Below are 23,180 nucleotides of genomic sequence, written 5' to 3'. Positions count from 1 at the left end.
GTCCCACCAAGGCGAGGGTTTCAACGAGCTGCGCTTCGAAGACCAGGCGGCACAGGAAGAGATTTATATCCACGGTCAGAAAGACCTGAACGTGCTTATCGAGAATGATGCCGCTTGGCACATCAAGCACGACGAACACAGGGACATCGACAACGAGCGGGTGACCCGTGTCAGGAAGGTACCGGGTGAGGAAGGGGCCCCGCCCAGTCTTGGCAACGATCATCTGACCGTTGAAGGAGAGAAGCGGGACCATATAAAAGCCGACTACTCACTGACGGTGGATGCCAGCCTGCACCAGAAGTTGGGGCAGTCCCTGTTGGTGGAAGCCGGTCAGGAAGTGCATATCAAGGTGGGCGACAAGCTGGTGCTGGAGGCAGGTTCCGAGATCACCCTCAAGGGAGGCGGCAGCTTTGTGAAAGTGGACCCGAGCGGCATCAAGCTGGTGGGCCCCGCCATCAAGCTCAATGCCGGCGGCAGCGCAGGTTCAGGCTCTGGCTGGGCAGGAAAAAAACCGATTGATCCTAAAATGCTACAGTCGGTATCAGTCCCTAGAGAGACTGTATTTCAAAAAAGTGCCTTACGTTTTGCAGCAGAGCATGCGAATTTTTTTATGAGCGAACAGTTTATGGGTGCGCAATATGTCATTAAGGATGCCCAAGAAAATACAGTTTCATCTGGTCGTATCAGTGAGGATGGCAAACTCCCCTCATATATACATGACGGCTCCCCGCAAGAAATGACTCTCTATCTTGGAGAATTAACATGGACAAGCCAAGAGTTGCCATGGGAGGACGTTATCGAAGAGAATGAAACAGATGATGATGAATGGAGTGAACTTGATGAACATTATCTGGCAATGCTAGATGATGATAGTGGTAGTTTACTGACTGCTTGGGGTCATGATGAAATTTTTAAAGAGGTTTGAGCGATGAATCAATGGATTGCTTGCCTGTATGATGGAAAAACAAAAACGGCTCAATATCAGGGGCCTAAAGGTGCGTGCCTGCTAAGGAAGGGGGGGACTTTGCCTTGGCGAACGAATAATCCTGGTAATCTCAGGCCCAGAATGGTTAATGGAAAGCCACAACCTAAAAAAGTTAAGAGCCATATTGGATTTGCAAAGACAGAGAGTAATGGTTTTTTTCTTATTTTTCCTAGTTATGAAGTAGGGTTTGCAGAGTTAAAGAAAAATTTGCTTCGTATGCATGGTGATAAAACTGTAGAAAAGGGAATCAGAGCGTATGCTCCATCTCATGAGAACAATACATCGAAGTATATATCTGATCTAGAAAAACTATCAGGTGTTTCTCGTTCAAAAGTCATAAATAGATTAAGTACTTCCGAGCTCAATGATGTTGCCCATGCTATAGAGGTTATTGAGGGTTATCATAATGAAAAGGATACTCGTAAGGAAGTAACTACAAAACTTAGTAATATTGTTGTGAGTGATGGCTCCAGACCTATTTCAGGTCAAGCTGTAGTCTTGAAAAGTGGTGATATTAAGAAAGAATTGATTACAGATGAACGTGGTTTGGTGCCTCCTATACCTCATATTGTATTTACATGTACAATAAACGTATGTGTTCCTAATCCTATTGATGGCTCTATGAAAGAAATTGCCGTTATTGAGCCTAGTGGTCCGGCAAAAAATGTTTTAGCTGTTTTTGATGGTATTATTGCAAAAGCAAAATCGATGCCTTTAGATCCACCAGTAGGGCAACCATTACCTGAACGTAAAAAATTTCAGTACACAATAAAGTCAGGGGATACCCTATGGCATCTTGCCAAGAAATATAAAACAAATGTTGATGCCATAGTTAAAGCTAACAATATAAAGGACCCTGCTAGAGTCTACCCAGGGGCCAAGATATGGATATTGCCAAAAGCTAATGATAGCACTGAGCTAATTAGCGCTCCGTCTAAAGCGCCCAAAAAAATACAATCTAAACCAACTGTATCTACAAGTACTGGCGCTGGGGAAAAGTCTAACAAAACAGTAGCAACTGTGGCTGTTGAAACTACGAGGGATAGCAAAGGCAAGCCCTTAGCTACGATACCAATGAGTGAGGAAGAGGCGCCTTGGATGAATATTGCTATTAGAGAGGCAATGCAGTGGCAAGGCAGAAAGGCTCCTAAAATATCAGATAATTATCATCATGAAATAGGTCAAAAAGGTACGCTGTCAACGGTGCCTTGGTGTGCATCCTTTGCTAATTATTGTTTAAAAGAATCTGGTTTTTCTTATGCTAGTAGTCGTTCCTCACAATTCCCTGTAAATAGCAAGCTGTTCATTAAAATTGATAAGCCAGTATATGGTGCTATTATGGTTCTCAGAACTTATAGTAAGTCGTCTGGGACATGGTTGGGAGGGCGTGGGCACGTTGGTTTTGTATACGGTAAAACAAAAAGTGGTAAGCTAGCCGTTTTAGGGGGGAATCAAAATAATTCGATTAAATTATCAGAGTATAGGGGGGATGGTATTTCATTAGAGTATTACTCTGAATCTCTAAAACAATTTGTACAGATAAAGCATTATGCATTTTATATTCCTGTTGCATACTCACCTAAGGGGCATGATGAACTATCTGTAATAGATGTTAGGCATGTTAACATGTCATGGTTTGATGATGATAGTAATGTAGCAGTTAAAAAGTCAGAATCTGTGGGGTGACTAGATATGTGGAAGTATGTGTCGATAGTTATTTTGTTTAGTTCAGGGGTTTTTGCCGGAACACCAGGGGGGTTAAATGTAGCATTTTATTCACTTGATAATATAGCTGGCAAATATAATAACTTATTTCTTCCTGTTTTAACTGGAGAGGCTGACCTTGTATGCAAGGATAGTTATCCGTATATTGAGTGGGGGGCGGTAAATCGCCCTGTTCCAGGTATAAATGCGGCTGAGTTACTTAAATCAATGAAGGATTTATCCATAAGAAAAATAATTAGGATGACGATGAGTAACTATAGTTATAAGTATATTGATGGAATTGATGTGTTGATTTTCACTAATGTCGATGGTTCCGAAATGAACATATCATTCTATGCTCTTGAAGAAAAGAATGATCGATTGTTAAAGGTAGATTTAAATGATGATAATGTTAATGGCAAGCTTAATGATGCATTATGCATGGGGTTGTCTAAAATCCCATTGAGAGTTGATAGTGGTCTTTGAGTTGATAAAATTAATTGCAACTCCTTTATTAAAGGAAGGGGGGGGAGCTTTGAGACGAACTTTATTGAGCAAGCACTAGAATGATTGCGAATATATTAAAGAAGAACCTAGATGATCAATAAGCTTTCTATCTGCATGATTATTCTTATATAGGCGTCAGTGTTTGCATCAGAAGCAAGAGTTGACAAAAACTGGTCTAATAGTTCAGGTGCTCACTCTTTGGTTATCGTGAAAGATAAGCTTAAAGGAAACTCGGGTGAGCATTTATTTGTAAAGCAAACCACTAATGGAAGTCAATACTGGATTCTTAATGATTATTTTTAAATCGCGATCATGATATTGAGCTTGATGTTATTGATATTTCTATTGAGGTTGGTTCACAGTCACCCAATGAAGGTGATATTGTTCTTTTTACATGTAAAGTAGGTTGTGTAGGGTGGATAGATCCTATCCCAATAAAATATTTTGCATTTCAATACGGCGTTAAAAATGCTCTCGGATGTGAAGAAACTGTACGGTGCCAAATAGCATTTGTTGTTGGGGGGCCTATACCTGGGCGGAATGTTAAAAAACACAACTCTTTATAAATACATGCGAGATAGATGGAAGGATATATCACTACGTAAATATGATGAATAATAAGGCGGGATATTCTGGGGTTCCCACCTTTCTGAGCAAGGTGTTGTTTGGCCTGTTATCACCGCAGTCGCTTTTTAAAGATCAGTGAGGACAGTTGGGGAGGCAATACCCCCTGCGAGATTACCTCCCTCTATGCCTTTATCGAGAAGATATACAGTCTTAAGTGCGGCCCCTTCTTGATTGATCGCCACGGTATTTGGCACGCTGGTATCCATCTCAATGAGAAAGGGGGCTGGTACCCGAGCGGCGTTGTACGCGCCATTGCGTACAGGGGAATCGTCGCCTACCGGCTGGCGACCAAACCTGCCAAGGCGACCCGAAGCCCCGAGGAGGGCAAGCCAGGGCAAGACCTGGAGTTGTATACCTCTCCGTCGTTTTGTCTGGTTCGTCATCACTACGAGACGGGTGAACAGAACAAGAATCGCCTGACCTTTTACAGCCTCTACATGCATATTACGTGTGAGAATACCTATAGCAGCCCAGAGGCGGCGCGAGTGGCTGTCAAGGGCTCGGGTGTCTCCACCTATGAATTTGTGGCTAAGGGGGAGCCCCTCAAGCTGACACCGACTGTCGGGCAGTAACCCTGTATGTGCCAAAACAGGGGCTAGGCGAAGCTGCTCCAACAAACCTCTAGCAACCTGCTTAACCACAGAGATGAGGCCCGCAATTACTTTCTGGTGCACTACGTTGATGACCCGGGCAGCCTGTTCCATATTGCTGCAAGCCAATTACAGCAGGAATTTCCACAAAAGCCGAAGTGGGTGACACCATCGGAAGGTAAACCGGCCCGCCATAAGGTCCCGAGTAATACATGGTTACGTAATAAAACTGCTGACACCATAGTGGGTAGCATGGGGCTGCCTGCTGGCAGTGAGGTGGTTGTATCTGGTGAGTCACAGATGGTGACTCTCGGTGGCGGCCTGACCGAGTTTCGTAAAGTGCAGGTATTCAGGCGGGCTGCGGTACCGCCAAAGATAGCGCCAATCGGGTGATGAGCAATGCCAGAAAAGGGGATGTAGGCTGGCTGGCGAAAAGCAAAATGGAGGCAGGGCTGGCCGCCGAACCAAGTATCCCGGTAGAATTCAAAGAAGATGCGCCGGTTGTTAGCCGCAGCGCAAATCCGATACCGGTGCAGGCCGGAGAGATCATCGGTCACTGGGGGCGAACATGAGCTAGCCACATGGATATCTGAAAGTTTCATTAACAAACGATGGAGTCCAAAAAACACTCTATATAAAATGAGATGGAATCCTGCAGCCCCAGCGACTAGTCAATATGCAACCGACATCAACTGGGCATTAGCCCCAAAAAATGATATGAAAAGAATTTTTTATTTGTTCCCTGATACGAACACTACCTTTGATATACCAGTATACAAGGACGCCTCATTGTGAGATTCACATCTTTAATTTTTATTATCTTATTTTCAGGTCCTGTGCTTGCTAATTGTAACGAAAGCTGGGAATATGCGCCACATATACAAACTGTTAGTAAAAATACCGTTCAGAATAAATCTTACTTTTATTTGTCGCCATTCGAAAAATATAAGTCGTCAGACCTGTTTTTGATTAAAGGTGATAACTTTTACTCTTATCTTAAAAGCAACGATTACATTTTTGGTAATTACATCAGGAAAAATGGCTCTGTTGTAAGTGGTTGGCAAAAAGCTGAGTCATTAGTTGGATCATCATCCAAATCGCATTATTCTCCACCAAAAGTATCGAAATCTGATTTCGTTATTATGTCACCCTATAAAAACATCGAGCTAGGAAGTTCATATGAGCTGTTTTATAAAGCGTGGGGTAAATGTGAGATAAATAAGCAGCCTGATATTGGTATTCCAGGTAATTTTATTACTAAGGGGGATGAAACATATAAATATTTCGATAACTTTTGGACAGGTTTTACAATCAGATCATCAAACATAAACTTTCAACTGACAGGGATGGATTACAACTATTATAGAATAGCAACTATAACAATTAACAGTAAGAAATACATGACCAGCAGAGGGATTACAATAGGAGATACTACGGATAATATATTCGCGTCCTATGGTAAGCCATTAAATTTAGACAAAGTACAAATGATATATAAATTTAAAAACAGCACGCTGTCATTCGATATTAATAATGATGTGGTCGAAAAAATTGTTATGGATGAACAAGCAGAGTGACAGTTTAAAAACCAGCACCTATTCTCTACCCTTTGTACAGAGCTAGTTATCACCCGACTCCGGCCTCAAACCGGTGTCTTTTTTACGCTACTTTAGTACGCACTACCTCCAGTAAAATCTTTGGATATTTTCAAAAATGCGGTCGGGAGCTTGACATCTCTATATTGTAAAGAGATGATATGTCCATCTTTAATGAATAATAAAATAATCTTTTGAATATGATTGTAGTTATGAATTGACAAGTATCCCTCTTAGTCGGCATAGAGAATTGATAGGGGAATATATGAATTCTTGAGTGCGTACAAAAATTGAAGAGTTTTTATGCCAAACAATACCATTTATAAACCATGGTTTTTTAGAGCTATTAAATAATGATAAGTAGATTTTTATTTATATTTTTGGCTGTTTTTTCTTGTGTGGCCAATGCTAAATTTAGTTCGTATGTTGGTTATTGGTCTGTCAATTGTGGTGGGTTTGGTGGCAATATAGTTGTATCTGATAGGGGGGAGGTGAGAGTAAATGTTAATGACAATAATTTATTGATTTCTGCGAAGCTGAGGGCGTTAACGACAAACTCTTCTGATCTGATTTTTGTCGACATGTTGGAGTCACTAAATCATAAGATAAATTGGTCATCTATTTCTTTAGATAAGCCAATTGCTAAATTGACTATAAATGGTGGAGTTCTTGTCATTAAATGGTATGGTTTTTTTGATATGAAAAAGAAAGAATATGTGTGGAGTACACAGCCTGATTTTATTACTGGCACAAAGAGTAATAAAACTACTATTATGAATAAGTGTGTTTTTGATTGAGCGCTGGGGTTTCATAATTTTACATATCTAACCATCGCTTGGCGCCATGTTACACTTGGTTTCCATACGCTATGTAGTTCCTTAGCATACTGTAATATAAAGCCTAAACGTGATAGGTTTATGTATGAATAATTTTTTTCCAAAAAAAGTAATAAGTTTGGCTATTATTTTATTTTGTCTTTTTTCGGTCAATGCTTATTCTAGTGTATTTAATAAAAAATTAATCCTAAATCAAAAACAAGAGGAGTTAATTGATGGTGGTGTGGCTAGCCAAACATATATATTTAATTTCGACGGTGATAAAGCCTTTCTAAAGATAAAGTCATGGCATTCTATGTATTCCTGTGATGGGAACTATGTTGCTATAAATGAAAATGGCACTATATCGCTTTCATGGAATGTATCAGTCAATGGGGAAGACTATTTGTGTGACTCCCCATCTCCACAGTTTAAAATCAAAATTAAAAACAATAAGTTTTATTTAAATAGTCAGTTATTAAAAGATAAAAATGAATGGTATCTGATGACTGAAAAGTAACTTTAAGTTTATAGCAGTAGTGTTGATAGCGTTTTCAACTGGGTGTAACAATAGAGCGAGTAGCTATAAAATAACACCGGCCTAACGCCGGTGTTATTTTATGGTCATCAATAATTAAATCGGTAGAGTGGTCTGGGAATTTCTGTATGAAGATGATGGCTTGTAGTGAGGATGGATTGAAGTTGGAGCTCAAAAAATGAAACAAAATGAAACCAGCCATGGGGGGGAAGGATTGCAACACTTGTACTGTTCTAGTTATTACCTGATGAAGAAGTCAAATCGGAGCCTTGTTTACACAACTTCAGTGCTAGTTTCTTTCGGTATCAATTTCAGAATCTTCTTGAATATGCTGTAAGGGAGGCTGTCTTTCCATCATTCTGCCACTACACTAAGTGTGGCCTGTGGTTGTTGTCGTGTTCTAGGTAGCGGTCCAGACCTATCTGCATCTGCCCCACTTACTTATACCAGATGAGCCTCCCCTTGATACGGAAGTGTTCATCCAGCAAGGTGCGATGTAGCCGCTCGATAAAGCCGTTGCTCTGCGGTTTGCGCACTTTGGTGGTTCGATGCTCAATTCCCTCCAGTTATAGGAACAGCTCGTAGGGATGATGGTCATGGCGTCCGTAGAACTCACGCTCGTTGTCCGACAGGATGGTATAGACCCGTACCTCGTGGGTTTTAAAGAATGGTTGCACCGTTTCGTTGAGTACATGGACTGTAGTGGTCAACTAAATCCGGACACATAGCGAAGCCGATTCTCGGCCTCTGCTGGCGGTATCCCGCGTGGTCGCCGCCAGTTGAAGTAATCCATCAGGTAGTGGCTGATATCCCGCTTCGCTTCCCGCAGGCTCATGTACCCCGTGGTCGGAGCCATTCCGGTTTGAGGCTCCTGAACAGCCGTTCCATTGGCGCATTATCCCAGCAGTTACCACGCCGAGTCATACTCTGGGTCATACGATAGAGCCATAGCCGAAATACCCGTTCACTGCCAAGTCAGCATCAGGTCTATCAGACATTGACCAGCCCACGACCCGCCGGATATGAAGGTCCAGCACCGCCGCCAAATAATGCCAACGGCCACCGGCCCACACGTAAGTAATATCACCACACCACACCACACCTGATTGAGCTGCGGAACGACAAATTCACGAGCCAGCAGATTCGGGATATCCGGTCGCTCAGCCCGGGCGACTTTGTAGGCATGATCGCCGGGTTGCCTGGACGTCCGCCCCGCGACCTTCATTAGGCGACAAACGTTGAACCGGCCCACCTGATGCCTCAGCTCCCGCATCATCAACATCAAGGCCTGGCTGACAGCTGAACCCCGACTCTCGTTGAACAAGCGCCGCAGCACGCTTTTTTGCTGCACCTATTCACGGTCAATGGTGCGGGTACGAGCCAGGTAGTCGTAGAAACAGGAAGTTGGAATACCGAACGTGCAACAGACCAGCGTGGTTGGGGGGATCCCTTAATGGGTCTATCAGCGCGCACGTTCGAGCTCGTCCACCATCAAGAGAGCAGTAGCCTTTTTTAAAATGGCCTTTTCACGTTCAAGTCGGTTGATGCGGGCTTCCAGTTCCTAGATTTTCTGCTGTTCCGGGGTCTGTGTTTTACTGATAGGAGTTGTGTCAGTTCGTTCGGATTGAAGTTGCTGAACCCATCGACGAAGCATGGTTTCGCCGACATCCAGAGAACGGCTGGCTTCACAGATAGAACACCTCTAGGCTGCGTTCTCAAAATGCTGGTTTTTTGTCCACCAATAGCTCCCGTAAGTAACGAAGGCAGAAAGCCAACTTGATAAAGGCTGCAAAACTTCCCGCCAGCTTTTCATACCTCGTTGAGAATCGGCGAAACTTCTTCAGCCATCCGAAGCACCGTTCGACCACATTTCTCCTACGATAACGAGCTTTGTCTAACACCAGTGAACGTCCCTTATGGTGCCGTTGCTGGTCGCTGCGTTGCGGGATAACCGCTTTTATCTTTCTGCGCCGGAGTTCTGCCCGCAGAGCCCTGCTGCTATAGGCCTTATCTGCGGCAAGATGCGTTGGCCGCGTGCGATAACGGCCTGATGAAGTCGGGATCCTTGCCATGGCCAACGCACTTGTCGCATATCTGATTTCCGCTGACTGCCCCGGCGAAAGGCAGAACCCCAGCGGTAAACCATTACCATCAGTGACCAAGTGAATTTTGCTGCCAAAACCACCACGAGAACGACCAAGAGCTTGATTCACCGGAATGTTTTTTACGCGCTCCGGCAGCATCTTTGGATGCTCTGACATTGGAGCCGTCAATGCGCCACAGGTCGAAGTCGATAAGCCCTTCTTCATTGAGATACAGTTGCAGTACCGCAAGGATGGCATCGATACGGCCTGTGCTTTGCCAACGTCGAAAGGAGTTGTAGACCGAGTTCCATAGGCCTAAACGTTCTGGCAGATCTCGCCAAGGTGCACCGGTGTGAAGTATCCAGAGAATGCCATCAAGCACTTGGCGTGGCTCACGAGTAGGGCGTCCGCTTATGCGGTGATGTGGAAACAGGGGCTCGATAAGCCCCCATTGTGCATCGGTTAACTGATAGCGACGGGACACTACATAGGTCTTAAGCTGTTGAGAAGATGTGAGATTATATTTTCATCACTTTAAGAGCACAGCTTAATCGAGTACCAAAGATGCGGCTTCGAGTTTAAATTCAGCAGTAAAAGAGCGACGTAGTCTTGTCATTGAACACCTCAGGTATGGGGGGCGGCTGTACTGTCCGGGATGATTAAACCACTACCCATAGAGCTATTTAGTTACGATCTACGAGCAGAGGAGTTGGTCAGTAGCAAAAAAGAATGGAAGGATAAAGGCTTCACGCTGATTGATGGCTCTGATAGTGTCTTGGATCAGGCTAAGATTCCTCCATTTTTCCTGAATCTGTATCGTCATGCTTCAGATGATAAAGAGTTGAAAGATAATGATCTTATAGTTAAAAAGTTGGAGAATGCTGTCGATAGCATAGAGAGCTATGACCGAGTTAAATGGATGGCGGTGAAGCATATTGGGCACCAACCTCAACAGTTATTATGGAGCGATTTAAACGCATATTTAGTGAGGTTAATGAACTACCGGCACTTATTAGCCATGAAGTTGACCGTGTTGAAGGTACTAGGTGGATAGATTAATGAATCATAGGGTAGAAGGTCCTGAAGTATGGCGTTTGCATCCTTTTTCTTTATTTGAAATCGCAGTTTTGAGTCAAGAAAGTGGTAATTTATTTACCTATGCTGATGCAGAGGATGCATTGCGGATTTTATATTAATAAATATAGCCATGATATGACTGTAGCTATTAAACGAATGTATCGTGATGAAACAGGACATTTTAAATCACTTCAATATAAAAATTGTGGCGCAGGTGGGATGGGAGCATTTGGAAACCAACCATACTATGGTTGGGATAAGACTTTTTTGAAAAAATCCGTCGTATATGCCTATTGGAACTTGGAACGAGTTTTTAAACAAAGGTAAGAGTGGTTCTGGGGGGAATATTAAAGTGACAGATAGAGAAAACATTTATTAAGTTTTTTTATGTTGTTGCCACCATGGAACATAAGGCTTTTTTATATTAAAGAACATAATGGAAATTTAGCTGGTTTGCACAATGTATCTGATGCTAATATTCAGAAGGCATATAAAGATCATATGTCGAAAATAAATCCAAAAATAAGTAACCAACTAAAAGGTGAAAAATGAGGGTGTTATATTTAATTATTATTTTTTCTAATGCCGCAATCGCTAGTGATAACTCGCAATGTTATGATTATTTGGCAGAAGCAGTACGTAGTAGTAATTATGACTTTATATATGTTGCGGCTAAAGATGTAAATGTTGTTATAGACTCACATAGTGATAAAGGAGTCAGTATGCAGTTAAATTATGATACTGATGGCAGTGGTAGTATTGGATGGGCTTCATATATTTATTCTGATGCCTCATTATGGAATACATCTGCTTACCTTGAGGATAAGATAAAGCTGAAATATGATGATTCAATAAAGAGTAAGTTGCGGAAATGTTTTGACCAACATGATCCTTTGCAAAGGAAAAGTGATAATTAATATGGTTGCTTTTGTAAGTAACGTAAAATAGATGTTTGACATGTTTTTTTTCTTTAGTGGACTGTGCAGCTCTGGTTATCACCTGGCACCGGCCTCAGGCTGGTGTCTTTTCATTTTCCCTCAGCGTTTACAAGCATTTTCCAGAATATAAACTCAAGGGCATGCTTTTAAAAGTGGAGGAAAGAGAGCCATCAGTTATATGGTGGCTAAAATTCTTGTTTAGCCATGTGATTTTTGAAAAGTGATTTATTAATAAATGCTATCCACTTGCATTCTGTATTTTATCAGTGTGTGGTTATTTTTCTGAAAATTTCAAGGCAAAAGAAATACTAATACAATTGAATATATCTTTAATTTACATTAGTTTTATAAAGTCGACTATAAATATCTTCTTTATGTTAGGGATAATTAATGAAAAATATTCTCTGCACCGTCTTTTTTCTTTATCCATTTAGTGATATGGCAGCATGTGAAAAAGCAAGATTTAATGAAGTTCAGAAGGGTAATAAAATTGTGTATGATGTATCAAATGTTGTTGTTACATCGAAAGGTCGCACTTTTTTTTATGACATTCCTCTTGATGAATGTAAGTCGAAAAAATTCATTATTAATGGTGATGAGGCAATTTCATATGCATCATACAATGGATTTCAATATGTTAGCTATCTAGACCGAAAAGGTGAGGCTCATACAGGGTGGGTTGATTCCGCTCGTATCACAAAAAAAGAAAAACAACCTGAATATTTCAATGTTCAAAGAAGTGACTTTGCCATACACTTCAATGGTTATGACATAAAAGTTGGTGGTGATTATAGTGAGGTTTTCGGAGCTTTTGACGGGCTCACTGAAATGGATAGTGGAAATGATTTCGTCAATGTATTTAAAAACATTAACGGCGTAGATTATAAATTTTACCCTCATGACTTTGGCTTTATATATATAGAGTCATCAAACCTTAACTATAATAAATTAAAAAGAGATTTTGATGATTATAGAATAACTAAAGTCATTCTTAAGAAAGATGTGGGGTTTAGCAGTAGGGGGATCCATGTGGGGGGGGAAATGCTTGATGTCATAAAAGTATATGGTGTACCTGTGTCTAAGAAAGATGATTCTTTTACATATACACATGATAACTACATGATGAAGTTTTTTGGTTCTGAAGTTGTCAATGAAATAGAGATATCTATCAATTCAATGTAAAAGTTTAATTAGTATTTATATTCAGCTCTACTTGTACAGATCTAGTTATCACCTGACACCGACCTCAAACCGGTGTTTTGTTTACGTTACTTTAGAGCGCACTTCCTTCGTTATCAATTTCAGACCCTTCTTGAACATGCTGTAGGGCGTTTGCCCCTCCATCATTCTGCTCTGATGTGGCTGCTGGTTGAGTGGTGCTCCTAATAGCTGTCTAGGTCTGACTACATCAGCCCCACCGAGTCATGCCAAGTGGTTCTCCCTTTGATGTCCACAAGGTCTGATACGGGTTACTGGCAACCACCATCATCAATGCTGATGCTTTTTAAAGTGTCGCCTGTGCGACCCGTTGCGGGCTTTTTTAGTAACGGTCATACATTGGGAGACTGTTTATGTCTACTGGATTGAAATAGATAAGATTGGATGTTTTCTGAAAGGAGATAATGGGGTGGCTGATGGGGCTCGAACCCACGACAACCGGAATCACAATCCGGGACTCTACCAACTGAGCTACAGCCACCACTGAAGATATCCATCAATGCCCTGCATCGGAGAGATGCATGTCATCAATGGCGCGCCCTGCAGGATTCGAACCTGCGACCCACGGCTTAGAAGGCCGTTGCTCTATCCGACTGAGCTAAGGGCGCATTGCCTCGACAAGCCTGGCGGCATGCCGAAAAACCTGGTCGGTGATAAAGGATTCGAACCTTTGACCCTCTGGTCCCAAACCAGATGCGCTACCGGGCTGCGCTAATCACCGAAAATCTCGTCTCCAGCATAGCGACAGCGGCTGTACTGGGCAACGGGCCGGCATCATACCCAAGCGGGAAAGCCAGCGTCAACGAATTTTTCCACCAATGAATTCAAATGCCTACTTATTGCCCTCCATGCGAGAGCCGCTAACACCCGTGGCAAAAAAATGCGACAATGCGCGGCAGTTGAACACATGGTGAGTGAAGAACGATGTCTGCCAAAATCATTGATGGAAAACAGGTTGCGCAAACGATTCGCAATCAGGTCGCAGCGCAAGTCCAACAGCGGTTGGCACAAGGAAAACGGGCGCCGGGCTTGGCGGTGATCCTGATCGGGGTGGATCCTGCCTCGCAGGTCTATGTCGGTAGCAAGCGGCGCGCCTGTGAAGAGGTGGGTTTTATCTCCCGCTCTTACGATCTGGATGCGACGGCGAGCCAGGAAGAGTTGCTGGCACTGATCGATAAGCTGAATGAAGACGCAGACGTTGACGGTATTCTGGTACAGCTCCCCTTGCCGGCTCACTGCGATACGACCCAGGTATTGGAGCGTATTCGCCCCGACAAGGACGTGGATGGTTTCCATCCCTACAACGTGGGTCGGCTGGCACAGCGTATCCCGGCACTGCGCCCCTGTACGCCTAAAGGCATCATGACCCTGATTGACGCGACCGGTGTTAAAACGCACGGTTTGCATGCGGTAGTAGTCGGAGCATCCAACATCGTCGGCCGGCCGATGACGCTAGAGCTGCTGCTGGCAGGTTGTACTACCACCACCTGTCACCGTTTCACCCGGGATCTGGAAGATCAGGTTCGCCGTGCCGACCTGCTGGTGGTGGCGGTTGGCAAACCCAACTTCATTCCAGGTGAGTGGGTCAAACCGGGGGCACTGGTGATCGACGTGGGTATCAATCGGTTGGCAGACGGCTCTCTGGTCGGTGACGTTGAGTTTGAGACCGCGCGCAATCATGCCTCCTTCATCACGCCCGTACCGGGTGGGGTTGGTCCCATGACGGTTGCCAGCCTGATGGAAAATACCCTGAGCGCCTGTCAGGACTATCACGACAACGCGCAATGATCTCCTTGTAGTCTGCTCGGGGGAACGAACTTCTCCTGTCAATCGCAGCAATAAAAAAACCGGCAACCTTGCGGCTTGCCGGTTTTTTTATTTATCCAGTTCGACTCTTACATGTTCTGTGCTTCGTTTGGCACAATGACAGAGGCGTGATTGCCTTTCGGCCCCTGCTGCAGTTCAAAGTTGACTGCTTGACCTGCTTTCAACGTCTTGTAGCCTTCCATTTGTATCGTGGAGTAGTGGGCGAAGATATCTTCACCACCTCCTTCCGGACAGATAAACCCAAATCCTTTTGCGTTGTTAAACCACTTGACTGTTCCGGTTGCCATACATCTACATCCTTTTATTGATTACCTTGAAGTCGTTGAGTAACCTGCGCCAGCCCTTTATAACTAGTAACATAGCCCATAGCAGACGGGCGCCGATTAGCAAGTAACCAATCTAGTCTAACTTTTGAGCGAGTCAAGGAGTTGTTAACAACTGATGTGATCTGGTTAACAAGTATATTGACAATCTTATGTTAGGCGGTAGTAATCTAGAGGTACCAAAGCGCGATTATGAGCAAGCAGAAAGAACTCTTTGCTAATGAAGAGATTGCAGAAGCAGAGAAAACCAAGCTGCAACCGCCACCCATGTACAAGGTCGTCTTGAACAACGACGACTACACACCGATGGAGTTCGTGGTGGAGGTGCTGCAAAAGTTCTTTGGTATGGATTTGGACAAGGCCACTCAGGTGATGCTGAGCGTGCATTATAGTGGTAAGGGAGTCTGTGGCACGTTCACCGCCGAGATTGCCGAAACCAAAGTGGTCCAGGTCAACACCTATGCACGTAACAACGAACATCCACTGCTGTGTACCATGGAAAAGGCTTGAATCTGATGACTTGATGGCGATGACGACACCACATTGTTGCTGTACTAGGGGAGGTGCCTATGTTGAATAAAGATCTAGAAAAGACGCTGAACGAGGCTTTCAAACTGGCCCGTGACGAGCGCCACGAATTCATGACTGTCGAGCACCTGTTGTTAGCCCTGCTGGATAACAGCTCAGCCCATGAGGCGCTGAGTTCTTGTGGTGCTGACGTGGAGCTGATGCGCAAAGAGATCAGCGCATTCATCAGTCAAACAACCCCGCTTATTCCCCGTGACGATGAAGATCGTGAAACCCAGCCCACACTGGGCTTCCAGCGGGTGCTGCAACGCGCCGTGTTCCATGTCCAATCATCGGGCAACACAGAAGTCAGTGGTGCCAACGTATTGGTTGCCATTTTCAGCGAGCAGGAGTCCCAGGCCGCTTACTTCCTGAAAAAGGCCGAGATCAGCCGACTGGATGTGGTCAATTTCCTCTCCCATGGCGTGCGCAAAGACAGCAAGCCGGACAACAGCAACAACAATGTCGAGTCCGACGACGATGTGTCTGCCGCCCAGATAGAAAGCTTTGCCACCAACCTCAATCAGCTGGTGCTGGAAGGGCGTATCGATCCGCTCATCGGACGGGATCAGGAGCTCAATCGTACTATCCAGGTGCTCTGCCGCCGTCGCAAGAACAACCCCTTGTTGGTTGGTGAGGCCGGGGTAGGGAAGACGGCCATCGCGGAAGGGCTGGCCTATCGTATCGTCAAGGGCGATGTGCCCGAGGTGATTGCGGGCAGTACCATTTATTCCCTGGACATGGGCTCGTTGCTGGCGGGGACCAAGTATCGCGGTGATTTCGAGAAGCGCCTCAAGGTGCTACTCAAGCAGATCGAGCGCCAGGAAGGGGCGATCCTGTTCATCGACGAGATCCACACCATCATAGGGGCTGGTGCTGCCTCCGGTGGTCAGCTGGATGCGGCCAACCTCATCAAGCCGCTGCTCTCCAATGGCTTGCTGCGCTGTGTCGGCTCCACCACTTATCAGGAATACTCCCAGATCTTTGAGAAGGACCGTGCTCTGGCGCGTCGTTTCCAGAAGATCGATATCGTCGAGCCCAGCGTGGATGATACTACCCGCATCCTGATGGGGCTCAAGAGCCGCTATGAGGCTCACCACGGGGTACGTTATACCGTCAAGGCCATCCGCGCCGCGGTGGAGCTCTCTGCCAAGTACATCAATGATCGCCATCTGCCTGACAAGGCGATCGACGTGATCGACGAAGCCGGCGCCGGGCAACGGCTGCTGCCGGCGAGCAAGCGCAAGAAAGTGATCAATGTGCAGGAGATCGAAGCTATTGTGGCCAAGATTGCCCGCATTCCGGAGAAATCAGTCTCCTCTTCCGACAAGGAAGTGCTGAAGAATCTGGAGCGCAACCTCAAGATGGTGGTATTTGGTCAGGACAAGGCCATCGAGGTGCTGACCGATTCCATTCGCTTGTCACGTTCTGGCCTTGGCAATGAGCGTCGCCCGGTGGGTTGCTTCCTGTTTGCAGGCCCAACCGGGGTGGGCAAGACCGAGGTCACTCAGCAGTTGGGCAAGGCGCTCGGCGTCGAGGTGCTGCGCTTTGACATGTCGGAGTACATGGAACGCCACACCGTCTCTCGTCTGATCGGAGCGCCTCCCGGCTATGTGGGCTTTGAGCAGGGTGGACTTCTGACTGATTCGGTACTCAAGCACCCGCACTCAGTGGTGCTGCTGGACGAGATCGAAAAAGCGCACCCGGATGTGTTCAACCTGCTGCTGCAGGTAATGGACAACGGCACCCTGACTGACAACAACGGGCGCAAGGCGGATTTTCGCAATGTGATCCTGGTGATGACCACCAACGCCGGCGTGGAGGAGACCCAGCGCAAATCCATCGGTTTCCAGCAGCAGGATATGAGCCACGATGCCATGGCGGTGATCAACAAGACGTTCAGCCCGGAGTTTCGCAACCGGCTCGATCACACCATCTGGTTCAACCATCTGGATATGCAGGTGATACATCAGGTGGTTGACAAGTTCATCGTCGAGTTGCAGGTACAACTGGATGCCAAGGGCGTGTCTCTTGAAGTGTCCGAGGGTGTCCGCCACTGGTTGGCCGAGAAGGGATATGACAGGGCCATGGGAGCGAGACCCATGGGGCGGGTCATCCAGGAACACCTCAAGAAACCCCTTGCCAATGAGATCCTGTTCGGATCCTTGGTCGATGGGGGGGTAGTGAAGGTTGAGTTGATAAATGACAGCCTCAGCTTTGACTATCAGGTCAATGTTGAAGCTGTTTCCCACTAAGCTTAACGCTGCTTGAAAACCACAAAAAACCCCAACCGAAAGGTTGGGGTTTTTTGCTGAATTCCTGGCTTAGCGAGAGCGGAAAACAATACGTCCCTTGGAGAGATCGTACGGAGTCAGAGCTACCGTTACTTTGTCCCCAGTCAGGATACGGATGTAGTTTTTGCGCATCTTGCCGGAAATATGAGCGATAACCACGTGACCATTCTCCAGTTCCACACGGAACATGGTATTGGGCAGGGTTTCGAGAATAGTGCCCTGCATCTCAATACTGTCTTCTTTAGCCATTGAATCCTCTTGATAAGCCACAACAAAAAATCCGCTGGATCATGCCGGATTTAAGGCTATGTGTAAAGTTTACTCGGGCTTGCTGTCGATATTTTTCCATTCCCCCTGTATCAACCGTTCATGGGGCAGATACTGGCGCTTGTAATTCATCTTGCGGCACGCCTCCACCAGATAGCCCAGATATAGCCAGCTGCGGCCAGTTCTTCTGGCCAGTTCCAACTGGCTCAGAATGGCGAAGGTACCGAGGGAACGATCGGCATGGGCCGGGTCGAAAAAGGTGTACATGGCGCTGAGGGAATGGGGCAGCAGATCCGTGGTTGCGACCCCGATCAGCCGGTTATCCTTGCGCATTTCCAGATAGAGGGGCGGCATCCAGTCGCAGTGCAGGAAGCCCTTGTACTGGGTACGGCTGGGGGGATACATGCTGCCGTCATGATGGCGTTCGCGAATATAGCGTTCATAGAGCTGGTAGTACTCTGGCTTGTCGTCGTAGCTGAGTACCAGTTCGATATCCTGATTGAGCTGGCGGATCCGCTTCTGGCTGCGGCTCGGCACGAAGCGCTCGCTGTGGATGCGCAGGGACTGGCAGGCATTGCATGCCGGGCAGTGGGGACGATAAATGTCGTTGCCGCTGCGCCGAAAGCCGGCCGTCAGCAGGCGTTCGTAGCCGCTGGCATTGAGCAGGCTGTGATCCATCAACACCAGCAGTTGCTCCTGCTCATGACCCAGATAGCTGCATTGGTGCTTCGGGGTCAGCCCTACCTTGAGGATCACTTCTTCGGTCATAGCAAAATGCTCCCCGTTTGCCAGCAATTGGCCGCCAGCGGTTGTCGGCTCAGTTGTGCCAGCGTCGTCAAAAATTGGCGTCTCGGCCACTCTTCTATTCCTAGGGTGGCCAAAAAATCGTTCTGCATCTGGCAATCGATCAAGGCGCCACCATAGCGGGCGAAGTGTCGACAGAGGGCCACCATGGCCAGTTTGGCACCATTGTCGATACGACTGAACATGGACTCGCCGCAGAATACCCGGCCGAGGGAGAGGCCATAGAGGCCGGCTTGCAACTGGCCCTCCTGCCAGATCTCGATGGAGTGGGCATGGCCAAGGCGGTGCAATTGTCGATAGGCGTCGATCATGGGTGTGCTAATCCAGGTTCCACTGGCACTGCGACGGGGCGCGGCGCAGGCCGCTATAACCTCATTAAAGGCGCGATCGATGGAAATATCGAATGAGGTACCACGGATAAATTTGCGCAGGGTGCGACCGATGTGCAGCTGTTCCGGCCGGATGACGCCTCTGGGATCCGGTGACCACCACAGCAGCGGCTGGTGGGGTTCATTCCACGGGAAGATCCCCTTGTGGTAAGCTGCCAGCAAGCGGGCAGGGGAGAGATCTCCGCCTATCGCCAGCAGGCCGTTGGGTTCCTCCAGGGCATGCTCTGGGTCGGGAAACCAGCACAGCTCATCATCCAATTGGGTAAGATAGCGAGACATAAGGTAACGAGGTTCATAGATGAAGGCCATTATCCTGATAGTATCCAGCTTGTTTTGCTTTGTCACTGCACCCGCCTGGGCGCAGGTCTACGAGCGCAATACGGCAAGACCCGTAAATCAGGTGGTGTTTGGCCAGGTCGAGACGGTGCGCAACATCACCCAGCGTCAAATTCTGGAATCAGAACACTCCGGCTGGAAAACCTTGGGCGGCGCCGTCCTGGGCGGTCTGCTTGGCAACCAGTTTGGTGGCGGTCATGGCCGTGAAATCGCTACTGCGGTCGGCGCATTGGCGGGGGCGGCTGCGGCGCAGCAGTATCAATCGGGCGGCAGCGTGGTGGAGAACAAGCTGGTGGAGCTGCTTATTCGCAACGAGCAAAACGGGCTGGTCAACGTCATTCAGGATTACGATCCGGCCATGGTGTTCATGAATGGCGACAAGGTGCGTATCCTCTATTTCGACGATGGCGTGCGGGTCGACAAGACCTATTGAAGCAGGCGCTGGCTCAAGCGGTCATCAAGGGGGGAGAAGTGACCCGACATGCTGCCGGCTGGGCAAGCTGTCGGGCGGGTACTACACGGAGAACATCTGGCGAGGTAACGTCAGGCCGATGAGTCCTGCGACACTATCTTGTCACGGCCGGTGTTCTTTGCCTGATAGAGCAGGCGATCCGCCTCGCTCAGAGCCTCGTCCATGGAACCACGCCCGACCTTGATCACGCCGAAACTGGCGCGAACAAACAGCGGCGTCTCCCTAGACAGCGGCTGCTGGCGCATCTGCTGGCGCAGCCCCTCCAGCCGTTTGAGTAGCACCGGTACGGTGCAGTGAGGCACCATCAGGGCAAACTCCTCGCCACCAAAACGGGCGATCATGGCATCTGGGAAGAACTGGGTGAGCAGTCGGGTGAGGTGGCAGAGCAGCTGATCGCCGATGGCATGGCCCCAGTGATCATTGACCTGCTTGAAGTGATCCACATCGAGCACGCACAGCGCAAGCGGCGTCTCCTGACGCTGGTGTTCCTCGAACCATTTCTGTCCTTCATTGAACCAGTAGCGCCGGTTGTAGAGCCCGGTCAGGTAGTCGCGATTGGCCGACTCCTGGATGCTGTTGAACTGCTCCAGCGCTTCTAGGTTGTGGCTGACCCGGCATTGCAGCTCTTCCGGTTCGAACGGTTGGTTGAGGAAGTCGTTGGCACCCTGCTTGAGGTAGCGGGCGGAGAGGCCGCGCTTGTCCGACACCGAGATGCCGATGATGGCGAGCTGCTGCTTGCTGTAACGCTCGCGCAGCATGCGCACCAGGCTGATCCCGTCAATTTCTGGCATATAGTAGTCGACCAGTACCAGCCGAATGGCCGGGTTCTGTTCAAGCTGGCCCAGGGCCTCGCGGGCGTGGCTCGCCTCATGCACCTGCAGCAGCTGCTTGCGTAACTGGGCCATGGTGCGGTGGCGGGAGGTGCGTGAATCATCGACCACCAGGACTTCGATGCGCTGGTTGAGGTAGAGGCGATGAACCAGGCTGACGGCGTATTGCAGGGAGTGGCGTGAATCTTTCATCACATAGTCCAGTACTCCTGCCTCCAGCCAGGCTGCGCGCTTCTCCTCGCTGATATCGGCAGTGAGGATCACCACCGGCAAGCCCCGTTCCAGCAACACCTTGACCGCTTCCCCGCTGGGGGCATCTGGCAGGGTCAGATCCACCAGTGCCACCACGTACTCTTCTCCCCGACAGTGGCGGGCACCCTCCAGGGTATCGAATGCATCGATCTCCAGCCCGGTTTGCTGGGTAATGGCCTGGATCAGCATCCGTCGAATGGTCAGACTGTCCTCGACTATCAATATTTTCTGTTTCATCCGGCTCCTTAAAGTAAAAAGGCATGCCTCGCGGCATGCCTTTTATATCCCTTGTGCTTATTGCGCGTCCAGATAGCGCTCGGCATCGAGGGCGGCCATACAGCCGGTGCCGGCCGAGGTGATGGCCTGGCGGTAGGTGTGGTCGGCCACGTCACCGGCGGCAAATACCCCTTCGATGCTGGTCTGGGTGGCGAAGCCGTCGAGGCCGCCACGCACCTTCAGATAGCCGTTCTGCATATCCAGCTGGTCGGCGAAGATCTGGGTATTGGGCTGGTGACCGATGGCGATGAAGACGCCCATCAGTGGCAAGTCGGTGGTGGTGTCGTTCTGGGTGTTGCGCAGACGCACGCCGGTCACCCCCATGTCGTCGCCCAGCACTTCGTCCAGAGTCTGGTGGGTGTGCAGCACGATATTGCCGCTGGCCACCTTGTCGTGCAGACGCTTGATCAGGATCTTCTCGGCGCGGAACTCGTCGCGACGGTGAATGAGGTGCACCTTCTTGGCGATGTTGGCCAGATAGAGCGCCTCTTCCACGGCGGTGTTGCCGCCGCCGACCACGGCCACTTCCTGATTGCGATAGAAGAAGCCGTCACAGGTGGCGCAGGCGGAGACGCCGCGGCCCTTGAAGGCCTCTTCGGAAGGCAGGCCCAGATACTTGGCGGAGGCACCGGTGGCGATGATCAGCGCATCACAGGTGTATTCGCCGTTGTCGCCCTTGAGGCGGAACGGGCTCTGGGTCAGTTGCACTTCATTGATATGATCGAACAGGATGCGGGTGTCGAACTTCTCCGCATGCTCTTTCATGCGCTCCATCAGGGCCGGACCGGTCAGACCCTCGGGGTCACCGGGCCAGTTCTCCACTTCGGTGGTGGTAGTCAGCTGACCGCCTTGCTGCATGCCGGTGATGAGCAGCGGATTGAGGTTGGCACGGGCGGCATAGACGGCGGCAGTGTAACCCGCCGGGCCTGACCCCAGGATCAGCAGTTTGCTATGAGTGACTTGGCTCATGATGTGATTTCCGAGACGTGATGAGTTTGCGCGATTGTAGGTAATTCGTGATAAGGGGTCAAAGGCCAGTGAGTCGATTGCATCAATCGGCTGGCGGGGTTGGAGAAGGGTAAGAAAGGTCTGAAAACATGCCCTGTCGCGGAAGGCTCCTCAACCGAGCCCGGCACTCCTTGATAAGGAGCACAATGGCTCTCTCGCCATAGTGATGTGAGAGGTGGCGCTTGGTATCCGCTGGTGCTTGCCGGACGTGGCACGCATTCCTATTGATGAGGTGGGGAAGGGCGCTTGCAACCGCGTTTGCCTGCGGGCGCTGCCCGCCAGGCTGATCCTGTCCGCTGGTGTGGCGGCGATCTAGGCGCGATTGACAAGTTTTGGCGCAGTGGCCCTCGCTGCCGGTGCTTTGCAGCACAGCGCCTGAGGCCATGGTTGCCTCGTTAGTACGGGGGGCAGCTAATCAGGCCGCGTACTGACATGAGGGGGAGCTCGATGAGGTGGCCGCTCTCCTGGTGGGCACATTCATGATGGCGACCCTAGTTATCCTGCAGGGCGAATGGCAAATCATTGCCGGGCAGTTGCGACGAAGACACAGGGAGGGGGAGTCGTTATGTTTTGAGTCTGATGGATACGCTGGCCGCGGTGAAAATTGCTGCAATGCAGGACAAAATAGCGACAGTGGCAGCGTGATAATCTGCACCACCTGAATCAATGCCGCTTCCTGCGCCGCTTTGGGCGAAAACAGTATGGTTTCGTGCTGTCAGTTCACGTACACTGGCCACAGCCATGCCTACGCGGTATTCATGGTTTTTTATTTCTTTAGGTACACCGATAATCATGCTATCCCTCGACTATCGATTGGTGGTTTATGTTGCAAGCTAGTTTGGCAACATTTGCGCCTT

Annotated in this window: 23 protein-coding genes, 3 tRNA genes and 4 pseudogenes; 16 read left to right on the top strand and 14 right to left on the bottom strand. The window is 48.2% G+C overall.

Translation table 11 applies throughout. The annotated features are described in order from the left end of the window. The 8 genes and pseudogenes from ACB032_RS15335 to ACB032_RS15300 form a co-directional block, all read left to right on the top strand. Positions 1-925, top strand: a pseudogene (locus tag ACB032_RS15335) (type VI secretion system tip protein VgrG); the annotation flags it as partial. 3 nt (positions 926-928) lie between these two features. Beyond that, a complete protein-coding gene (locus ACB032_RS15330; protein WP_371138254.1) occupies positions 929-2,671 on the top strand; it encodes a TIGR02594 family protein in 1,743 nt (580 codons plus the stop codon). A gap of 6 nt (positions 2,672-2,677) precedes the next feature. Beyond that, positions 2,678-3,175 carry a hypothetical protein gene (locus ACB032_RS15325; protein ID WP_164672920.1) on the top strand — a complete coding sequence of 166 codons (498 nt, stop codon included), beginning with the start codon at positions 2,678-2,680 and terminating at the stop codon, positions 3,173-3,175. 686 nt (positions 3,176-3,861) lie between these two features. Continuing rightward, the gene (locus ACB032_RS15320) at positions 3,862-4,395 is read left to right on the top strand and encodes a hypothetical protein (RefSeq protein ID WP_371138253.1); all 534 of its coding nucleotides are present in this window, start codon (positions 3,862-3,864) and stop codon (positions 4,393-4,395) included. A 410-nt stretch (positions 4,396-4,805) separates the two neighbouring features. Continuing rightward, on the top strand, positions 4,806-4,985 hold the full coding sequence (locus tag ACB032_RS15315) for a hypothetical protein (RefSeq protein WP_241032940.1): 180 nt from the start codon (positions 4,806-4,808) through the stop codon (positions 4,983-4,985). Between the two features lie 219 nt (positions 4,986-5,204). Next, positions 5,205-5,990, top strand: a complete 786-nt coding sequence (locus ACB032_RS15310; RefSeq protein ID WP_371138252.1) for a hypothetical protein — start codon at positions 5,205-5,207, stop codon at positions 5,988-5,990. A 371-nt stretch (positions 5,991-6,361) separates the two neighbouring features. Then, on the top strand, positions 6,362-6,805 hold the full coding sequence (locus tag ACB032_RS15305; RefSeq protein WP_164672918.1) for a hypothetical protein: 444 nt from the start codon (positions 6,362-6,364) through the stop codon (positions 6,803-6,805). 124 nt (positions 6,806-6,929) lie between these two features. After that, positions 6,930-7,343: a hypothetical protein gene (locus ACB032_RS15300; RefSeq protein WP_371138251.1), complete on the top strand. Its 414-nt coding sequence runs from the start codon at positions 6,930-6,932 to the stop codon at positions 7,341-7,343. 291 nt (positions 7,344-7,634) lie between these two features. On the opposite strand, the pseudogene ACB032_RS15295 reads toward ACB032_RS15300, so the two are convergent. The 3 genes and pseudogenes from ACB032_RS15295 to ACB032_RS15285 all read right to left on the bottom strand — a co-directional run. Next, a pseudogene (locus ACB032_RS15295) lies at positions 7,635-8,065 on the bottom strand (integrase core domain-containing protein); the annotation flags it as partial. Positions 8,066-8,067: 2 nt separating this feature from the next. Beyond that, positions 8,068-9,057 (bottom strand): annotated as a pseudogene (locus tag ACB032_RS15290) (IS3 family transposase); the annotation flags it as partial. 19 nt (positions 9,058-9,076) lie between these two features. Further along, positions 9,077-9,929 (bottom strand): IS5 family transposase gene (locus ACB032_RS15285; RefSeq protein WP_371138250.1). Its coding sequence is split into 2 segments (ribosomal slippage): positions 9,077-9,575 and positions 9,574-9,929, totalling 855 coding nucleotides; the frame shifts between segments, so codons are not numbered across the junction. 225 nt (positions 9,930-10,154) lie between these two features. Here ACB032_RS15285 and ACB032_RS15280 point away from each other — a divergent pair. The 4 genes from ACB032_RS15280 to ACB032_RS15265 all read left to right on the top strand — a co-directional run bounded on the left by ACB032_RS15280 (position 10,155) and on the right by ACB032_RS15265 (position 12,642). Further along, a complete protein-coding gene (locus tag ACB032_RS15280; protein ID WP_371138249.1) occupies positions 10,155-10,499 on the top strand; it encodes a hypothetical protein in 345 nt (114 codons plus the stop codon). A gap of 4 nt (positions 10,500-10,503) precedes the next feature. Next, entirely contained in the window at positions 10,504-10,641 is a 138-nt protein-coding gene (locus tag ACB032_RS15275) for a hypothetical protein (RefSeq protein WP_371138248.1), read from the top strand. A gap of 429 nt (positions 10,642-11,070) precedes the next feature. Next, positions 11,071-11,439, top strand: coding sequence for a hypothetical protein (locus tag ACB032_RS15270; RefSeq protein WP_371138247.1), 369 nt, complete (start codon positions 11,071-11,073; stop codon positions 11,437-11,439). A 411-nt stretch (positions 11,440-11,850) separates the two neighbouring features. Beyond that, positions 11,851-12,642 (top strand): hypothetical protein, encoded by a 792-nt coding sequence (locus ACB032_RS15265; protein ID WP_371138246.1) that lies wholly within the window; start codon positions 11,851-11,853, stop codon positions 12,640-12,642. A gap of 81 nt (positions 12,643-12,723) precedes the next feature. On the opposite strand, the pseudogene ACB032_RS15260 reads toward ACB032_RS15265, so the two are convergent. The 4 genes and pseudogenes from ACB032_RS15260 to ACB032_RS15245 all read right to left on the bottom strand — a co-directional run. Continuing rightward, positions 12,724-12,908, bottom strand: a pseudogene (locus ACB032_RS15260) (IS481 family transposase); the annotation flags it as partial. Positions 12,909-13,083: 175 nt separating this feature from the next. Next, positions 13,084-13,159, bottom strand: a tRNA-His gene (locus ACB032_RS15255). Between the two features lie 50 nt (positions 13,160-13,209). After that, positions 13,210-13,286 (bottom strand) — tRNA-Arg (locus ACB032_RS15250). A 36-nt stretch (positions 13,287-13,322) separates the two neighbouring features. Then, positions 13,323-13,399, bottom strand: a tRNA-Pro gene (locus ACB032_RS15245). Positions 13,400-13,602: 203 nt separating this feature from the next. On the opposite strand from ACB032_RS15245, the gene folD reads away from it, so the two are divergent. Beyond that, a complete protein-coding gene (gene folD, locus ACB032_RS15240; RefSeq protein ID WP_371138245.1) occupies positions 13,603-14,466 on the top strand; it encodes a bifunctional methylenetetrahydrofolate dehydrogenase/methenyltetrahydrofolate cyclohydrolase FolD in 864 nt (287 codons plus the stop codon). A 107-nt stretch (positions 14,467-14,573) separates the two neighbouring features. Here the strand turns inward: folD and cspD are convergent, their stop codons facing one another. After that, the gene (gene cspD / locus ACB032_RS15235) at positions 14,574-14,792 is read right to left on the bottom strand and encodes a cold shock-like protein CspD (protein ID WP_005300025.1); all 219 of its coding nucleotides are present in this window, start codon (positions 14,790-14,792) and stop codon (positions 14,574-14,576) included. Positions 14,793-15,020: 228 nt separating this feature from the next. Here cspD and clpS point away from each other — a divergent pair, with 228 nt between their 5' ends. Further along, entirely contained in the window at positions 15,021-15,338 is a 318-nt protein-coding gene (clpS, locus tag ACB032_RS15230; protein WP_005300028.1) for an ATP-dependent Clp protease adapter ClpS, read from the top strand. Positions 15,339-15,397: 59 nt separating this feature from the next. Then, positions 15,398-17,650: an ATP-dependent Clp protease ATP-binding subunit ClpA gene (gene clpA, locus ACB032_RS15225; protein ID WP_371138244.1), complete on the top strand. Its 2,253-nt coding sequence runs from the start codon at positions 15,398-15,400 to the stop codon at positions 17,648-17,650. Between the two features lie 69 nt (positions 17,651-17,719). Here the strand turns inward: clpA and infA are convergent, their stop codons facing one another. From infA to aat, 3 genes are all read right to left on the bottom strand, one after another. After that, the gene (infA, locus tag ACB032_RS15220) at positions 17,720-17,938 is read right to left on the bottom strand and encodes a translation initiation factor IF-1 (protein WP_005300033.1); all 219 of its coding nucleotides are present in this window, start codon (positions 17,936-17,938) and stop codon (positions 17,720-17,722) included. A 69-nt stretch (positions 17,939-18,007) separates the two neighbouring features. Then, positions 18,008-18,724, bottom strand: a complete 717-nt coding sequence (locus tag ACB032_RS15215; protein ID WP_371138243.1) for an arginyltransferase — start codon at positions 18,722-18,724, stop codon at positions 18,008-18,010. After that, a complete protein-coding gene (gene aat / locus ACB032_RS15210) occupies positions 18,721-19,428 on the bottom strand; it encodes a leucyl/phenylalanyl-tRNA--protein transferase (protein WP_371138242.1) in 708 nt (235 codons plus the stop codon). The genes ACB032_RS15215 and aat overlap by 4 nt, the downstream gene beginning before the upstream one ends. A gap of 19 nt (positions 19,429-19,447) precedes the next feature. Between aat and ACB032_RS15205 the strand changes: the two genes are divergently transcribed. Further along, entirely contained in the window at positions 19,448-19,918 is a 471-nt protein-coding gene (locus tag ACB032_RS15205; protein WP_016350454.1) for a glycine zipper 2TM domain-containing protein, read from the top strand. Positions 19,919-20,028: 110 nt separating this feature from the next. On the opposite strand, the gene ACB032_RS15200 is transcribed toward ACB032_RS15205, so the two are convergent. The 3 genes from ACB032_RS15200 to ACB032_RS15190 form a co-directional block, all read right to left on the bottom strand. Beyond that, the gene (locus ACB032_RS15200; RefSeq protein ID WP_371138241.1) at positions 20,029-21,276 is read right to left on the bottom strand and encodes a diguanylate cyclase; all 1,248 of its coding nucleotides are present in this window, start codon (positions 21,274-21,276) and stop codon (positions 20,029-20,031) included. Positions 21,277-21,333: 57 nt separating this feature from the next. After that, complete coding sequence (gene trxB, locus ACB032_RS15195; protein WP_371138240.1) at positions 21,334-22,284, bottom strand: thioredoxin-disulfide reductase; 951 nt, start codon at positions 22,282-22,284, stop codon at positions 21,334-21,336. A 602-nt stretch (positions 22,285-22,886) separates the two neighbouring features. Beyond that, entirely contained in the window at positions 22,887-23,117 is a 231-nt protein-coding gene (locus ACB032_RS15190; protein ID WP_135354313.1) for an alanine dehydrogenase, read from the bottom strand. Positions 23,118-23,180 lie beyond the last annotated feature (63 nt).

The sequence above is a fragment of the Aeromonas sp. S5(2024) genome, assembly GCF_041403025.1.
Taxonomy (GTDB): domain Bacteria; phylum Pseudomonadota; class Gammaproteobacteria; order Enterobacterales; family Aeromonadaceae; genus Aeromonas; species Aeromonas hydrophila.
This window is presented reverse-complemented; position numbering and strand designations above follow the sequence as displayed.

Excerpts from the sequence above, each read along its gene's own strand:
- ACB032_RS15330 (WP_371138254.1), top strand. The coding sequence starts at position 929 with ATGAATCAATGGATTGCTTGCCTGTATGATGGAAAAACAAAAACGGCT.
- ACB032_RS15325 (WP_164672920.1), top strand. The coding sequence starts at position 2,678 with ATGTGGAAGTATGTGTCGATAGTTATTTTGTTTAGTTCAGGGGTTTTT.
- ACB032_RS15315 (WP_241032940.1), top strand. The coding sequence starts at position 4,806 with ATGAGCAATGCCAGAAAAGGGGATGTAGGCTGGCTGGCGAAAAGCAAA.
- ACB032_RS15305 (WP_164672918.1), top strand. The coding sequence starts at position 6,362 with ATGATAAGTAGATTTTTATTTATATTTTTGGCTGTTTTTTCTTGTGTG.
- ACB032_RS15300 (WP_371138251.1), top strand. The coding sequence starts at position 6,930 with ATGAATAATTTTTTTCCAAAAAAAGTAATAAGTTTGGCTATTATTTTA.
- ACB032_RS15275 (WP_371138248.1), top strand. The coding sequence starts at position 10,504 with ATGAATCATAGGGTAGAAGGTCCTGAAGTATGGCGTTTGCATCCTTTT.
- ACB032_RS15270 (WP_371138247.1), top strand. The coding sequence starts at position 11,071 with ATGAGGGTGTTATATTTAATTATTATTTTTTCTAATGCCGCAATCGCT.
- ACB032_RS15265 (WP_371138246.1), top strand. The coding sequence starts at position 11,851 with ATGAAAAATATTCTCTGCACCGTCTTTTTTCTTTATCCATTTAGTGAT.
- folD (WP_371138245.1), top strand. The coding sequence starts at position 13,603 with ATGTCTGCCAAAATCATTGATGGAAAACAGGTTGCGCAAACGATTCGC.
- cspD (WP_005300025.1), bottom strand. The coding sequence starts at position 14,792 with ATGGCAACCGGAACAGTCAAGTGGTTTAACAACGCAAAAGGATTTGGG.
- clpS (WP_005300028.1), top strand. The coding sequence starts at position 15,021 with ATGAGCAAGCAGAAAGAACTCTTTGCTAATGAAGAGATTGCAGAAGCA.
- clpA (WP_371138244.1), top strand. The coding sequence starts at position 15,398 with ATGTTGAATAAAGATCTAGAAAAGACGCTGAACGAGGCTTTCAAACTG.
- infA (WP_005300033.1), bottom strand. The coding sequence starts at position 17,938 with ATGGCTAAAGAAGACAGTATTGAGATGCAGGGCACTATTCTCGAAACC.
- ACB032_RS15215 (WP_371138243.1), bottom strand. The coding sequence starts at position 18,724 with ATGACCGAAGAAGTGATCCTCAAGGTAGGGCTGACCCCGAAGCACCAA.
- aat (WP_371138242.1), bottom strand. The coding sequence starts at position 19,428 with ATGTCTCGCTATCTTACCCAATTGGATGATGAGCTGTGCTGGTTTCCC.
- ACB032_RS15205 (WP_016350454.1), top strand. The coding sequence starts at position 19,448 with ATGAAGGCCATTATCCTGATAGTATCCAGCTTGTTTTGCTTTGTCACT.
- ACB032_RS15200 (WP_371138241.1), bottom strand. The coding sequence starts at position 21,276 with ATGAAACAGAAAATATTGATAGTCGAGGACAGTCTGACCATTCGACGG.
- trxB (WP_371138240.1), bottom strand. The coding sequence starts at position 22,284 with ATGAGCCAAGTCACTCATAGCAAACTGCTGATCCTGGGGTCAGGCCCG.
- ACB032_RS15190 (WP_135354313.1), bottom strand. The coding sequence starts at position 23,117 with ATGATTATCGGTGTACCTAAAGAAATAAAAAACCATGAATACCGCGTA.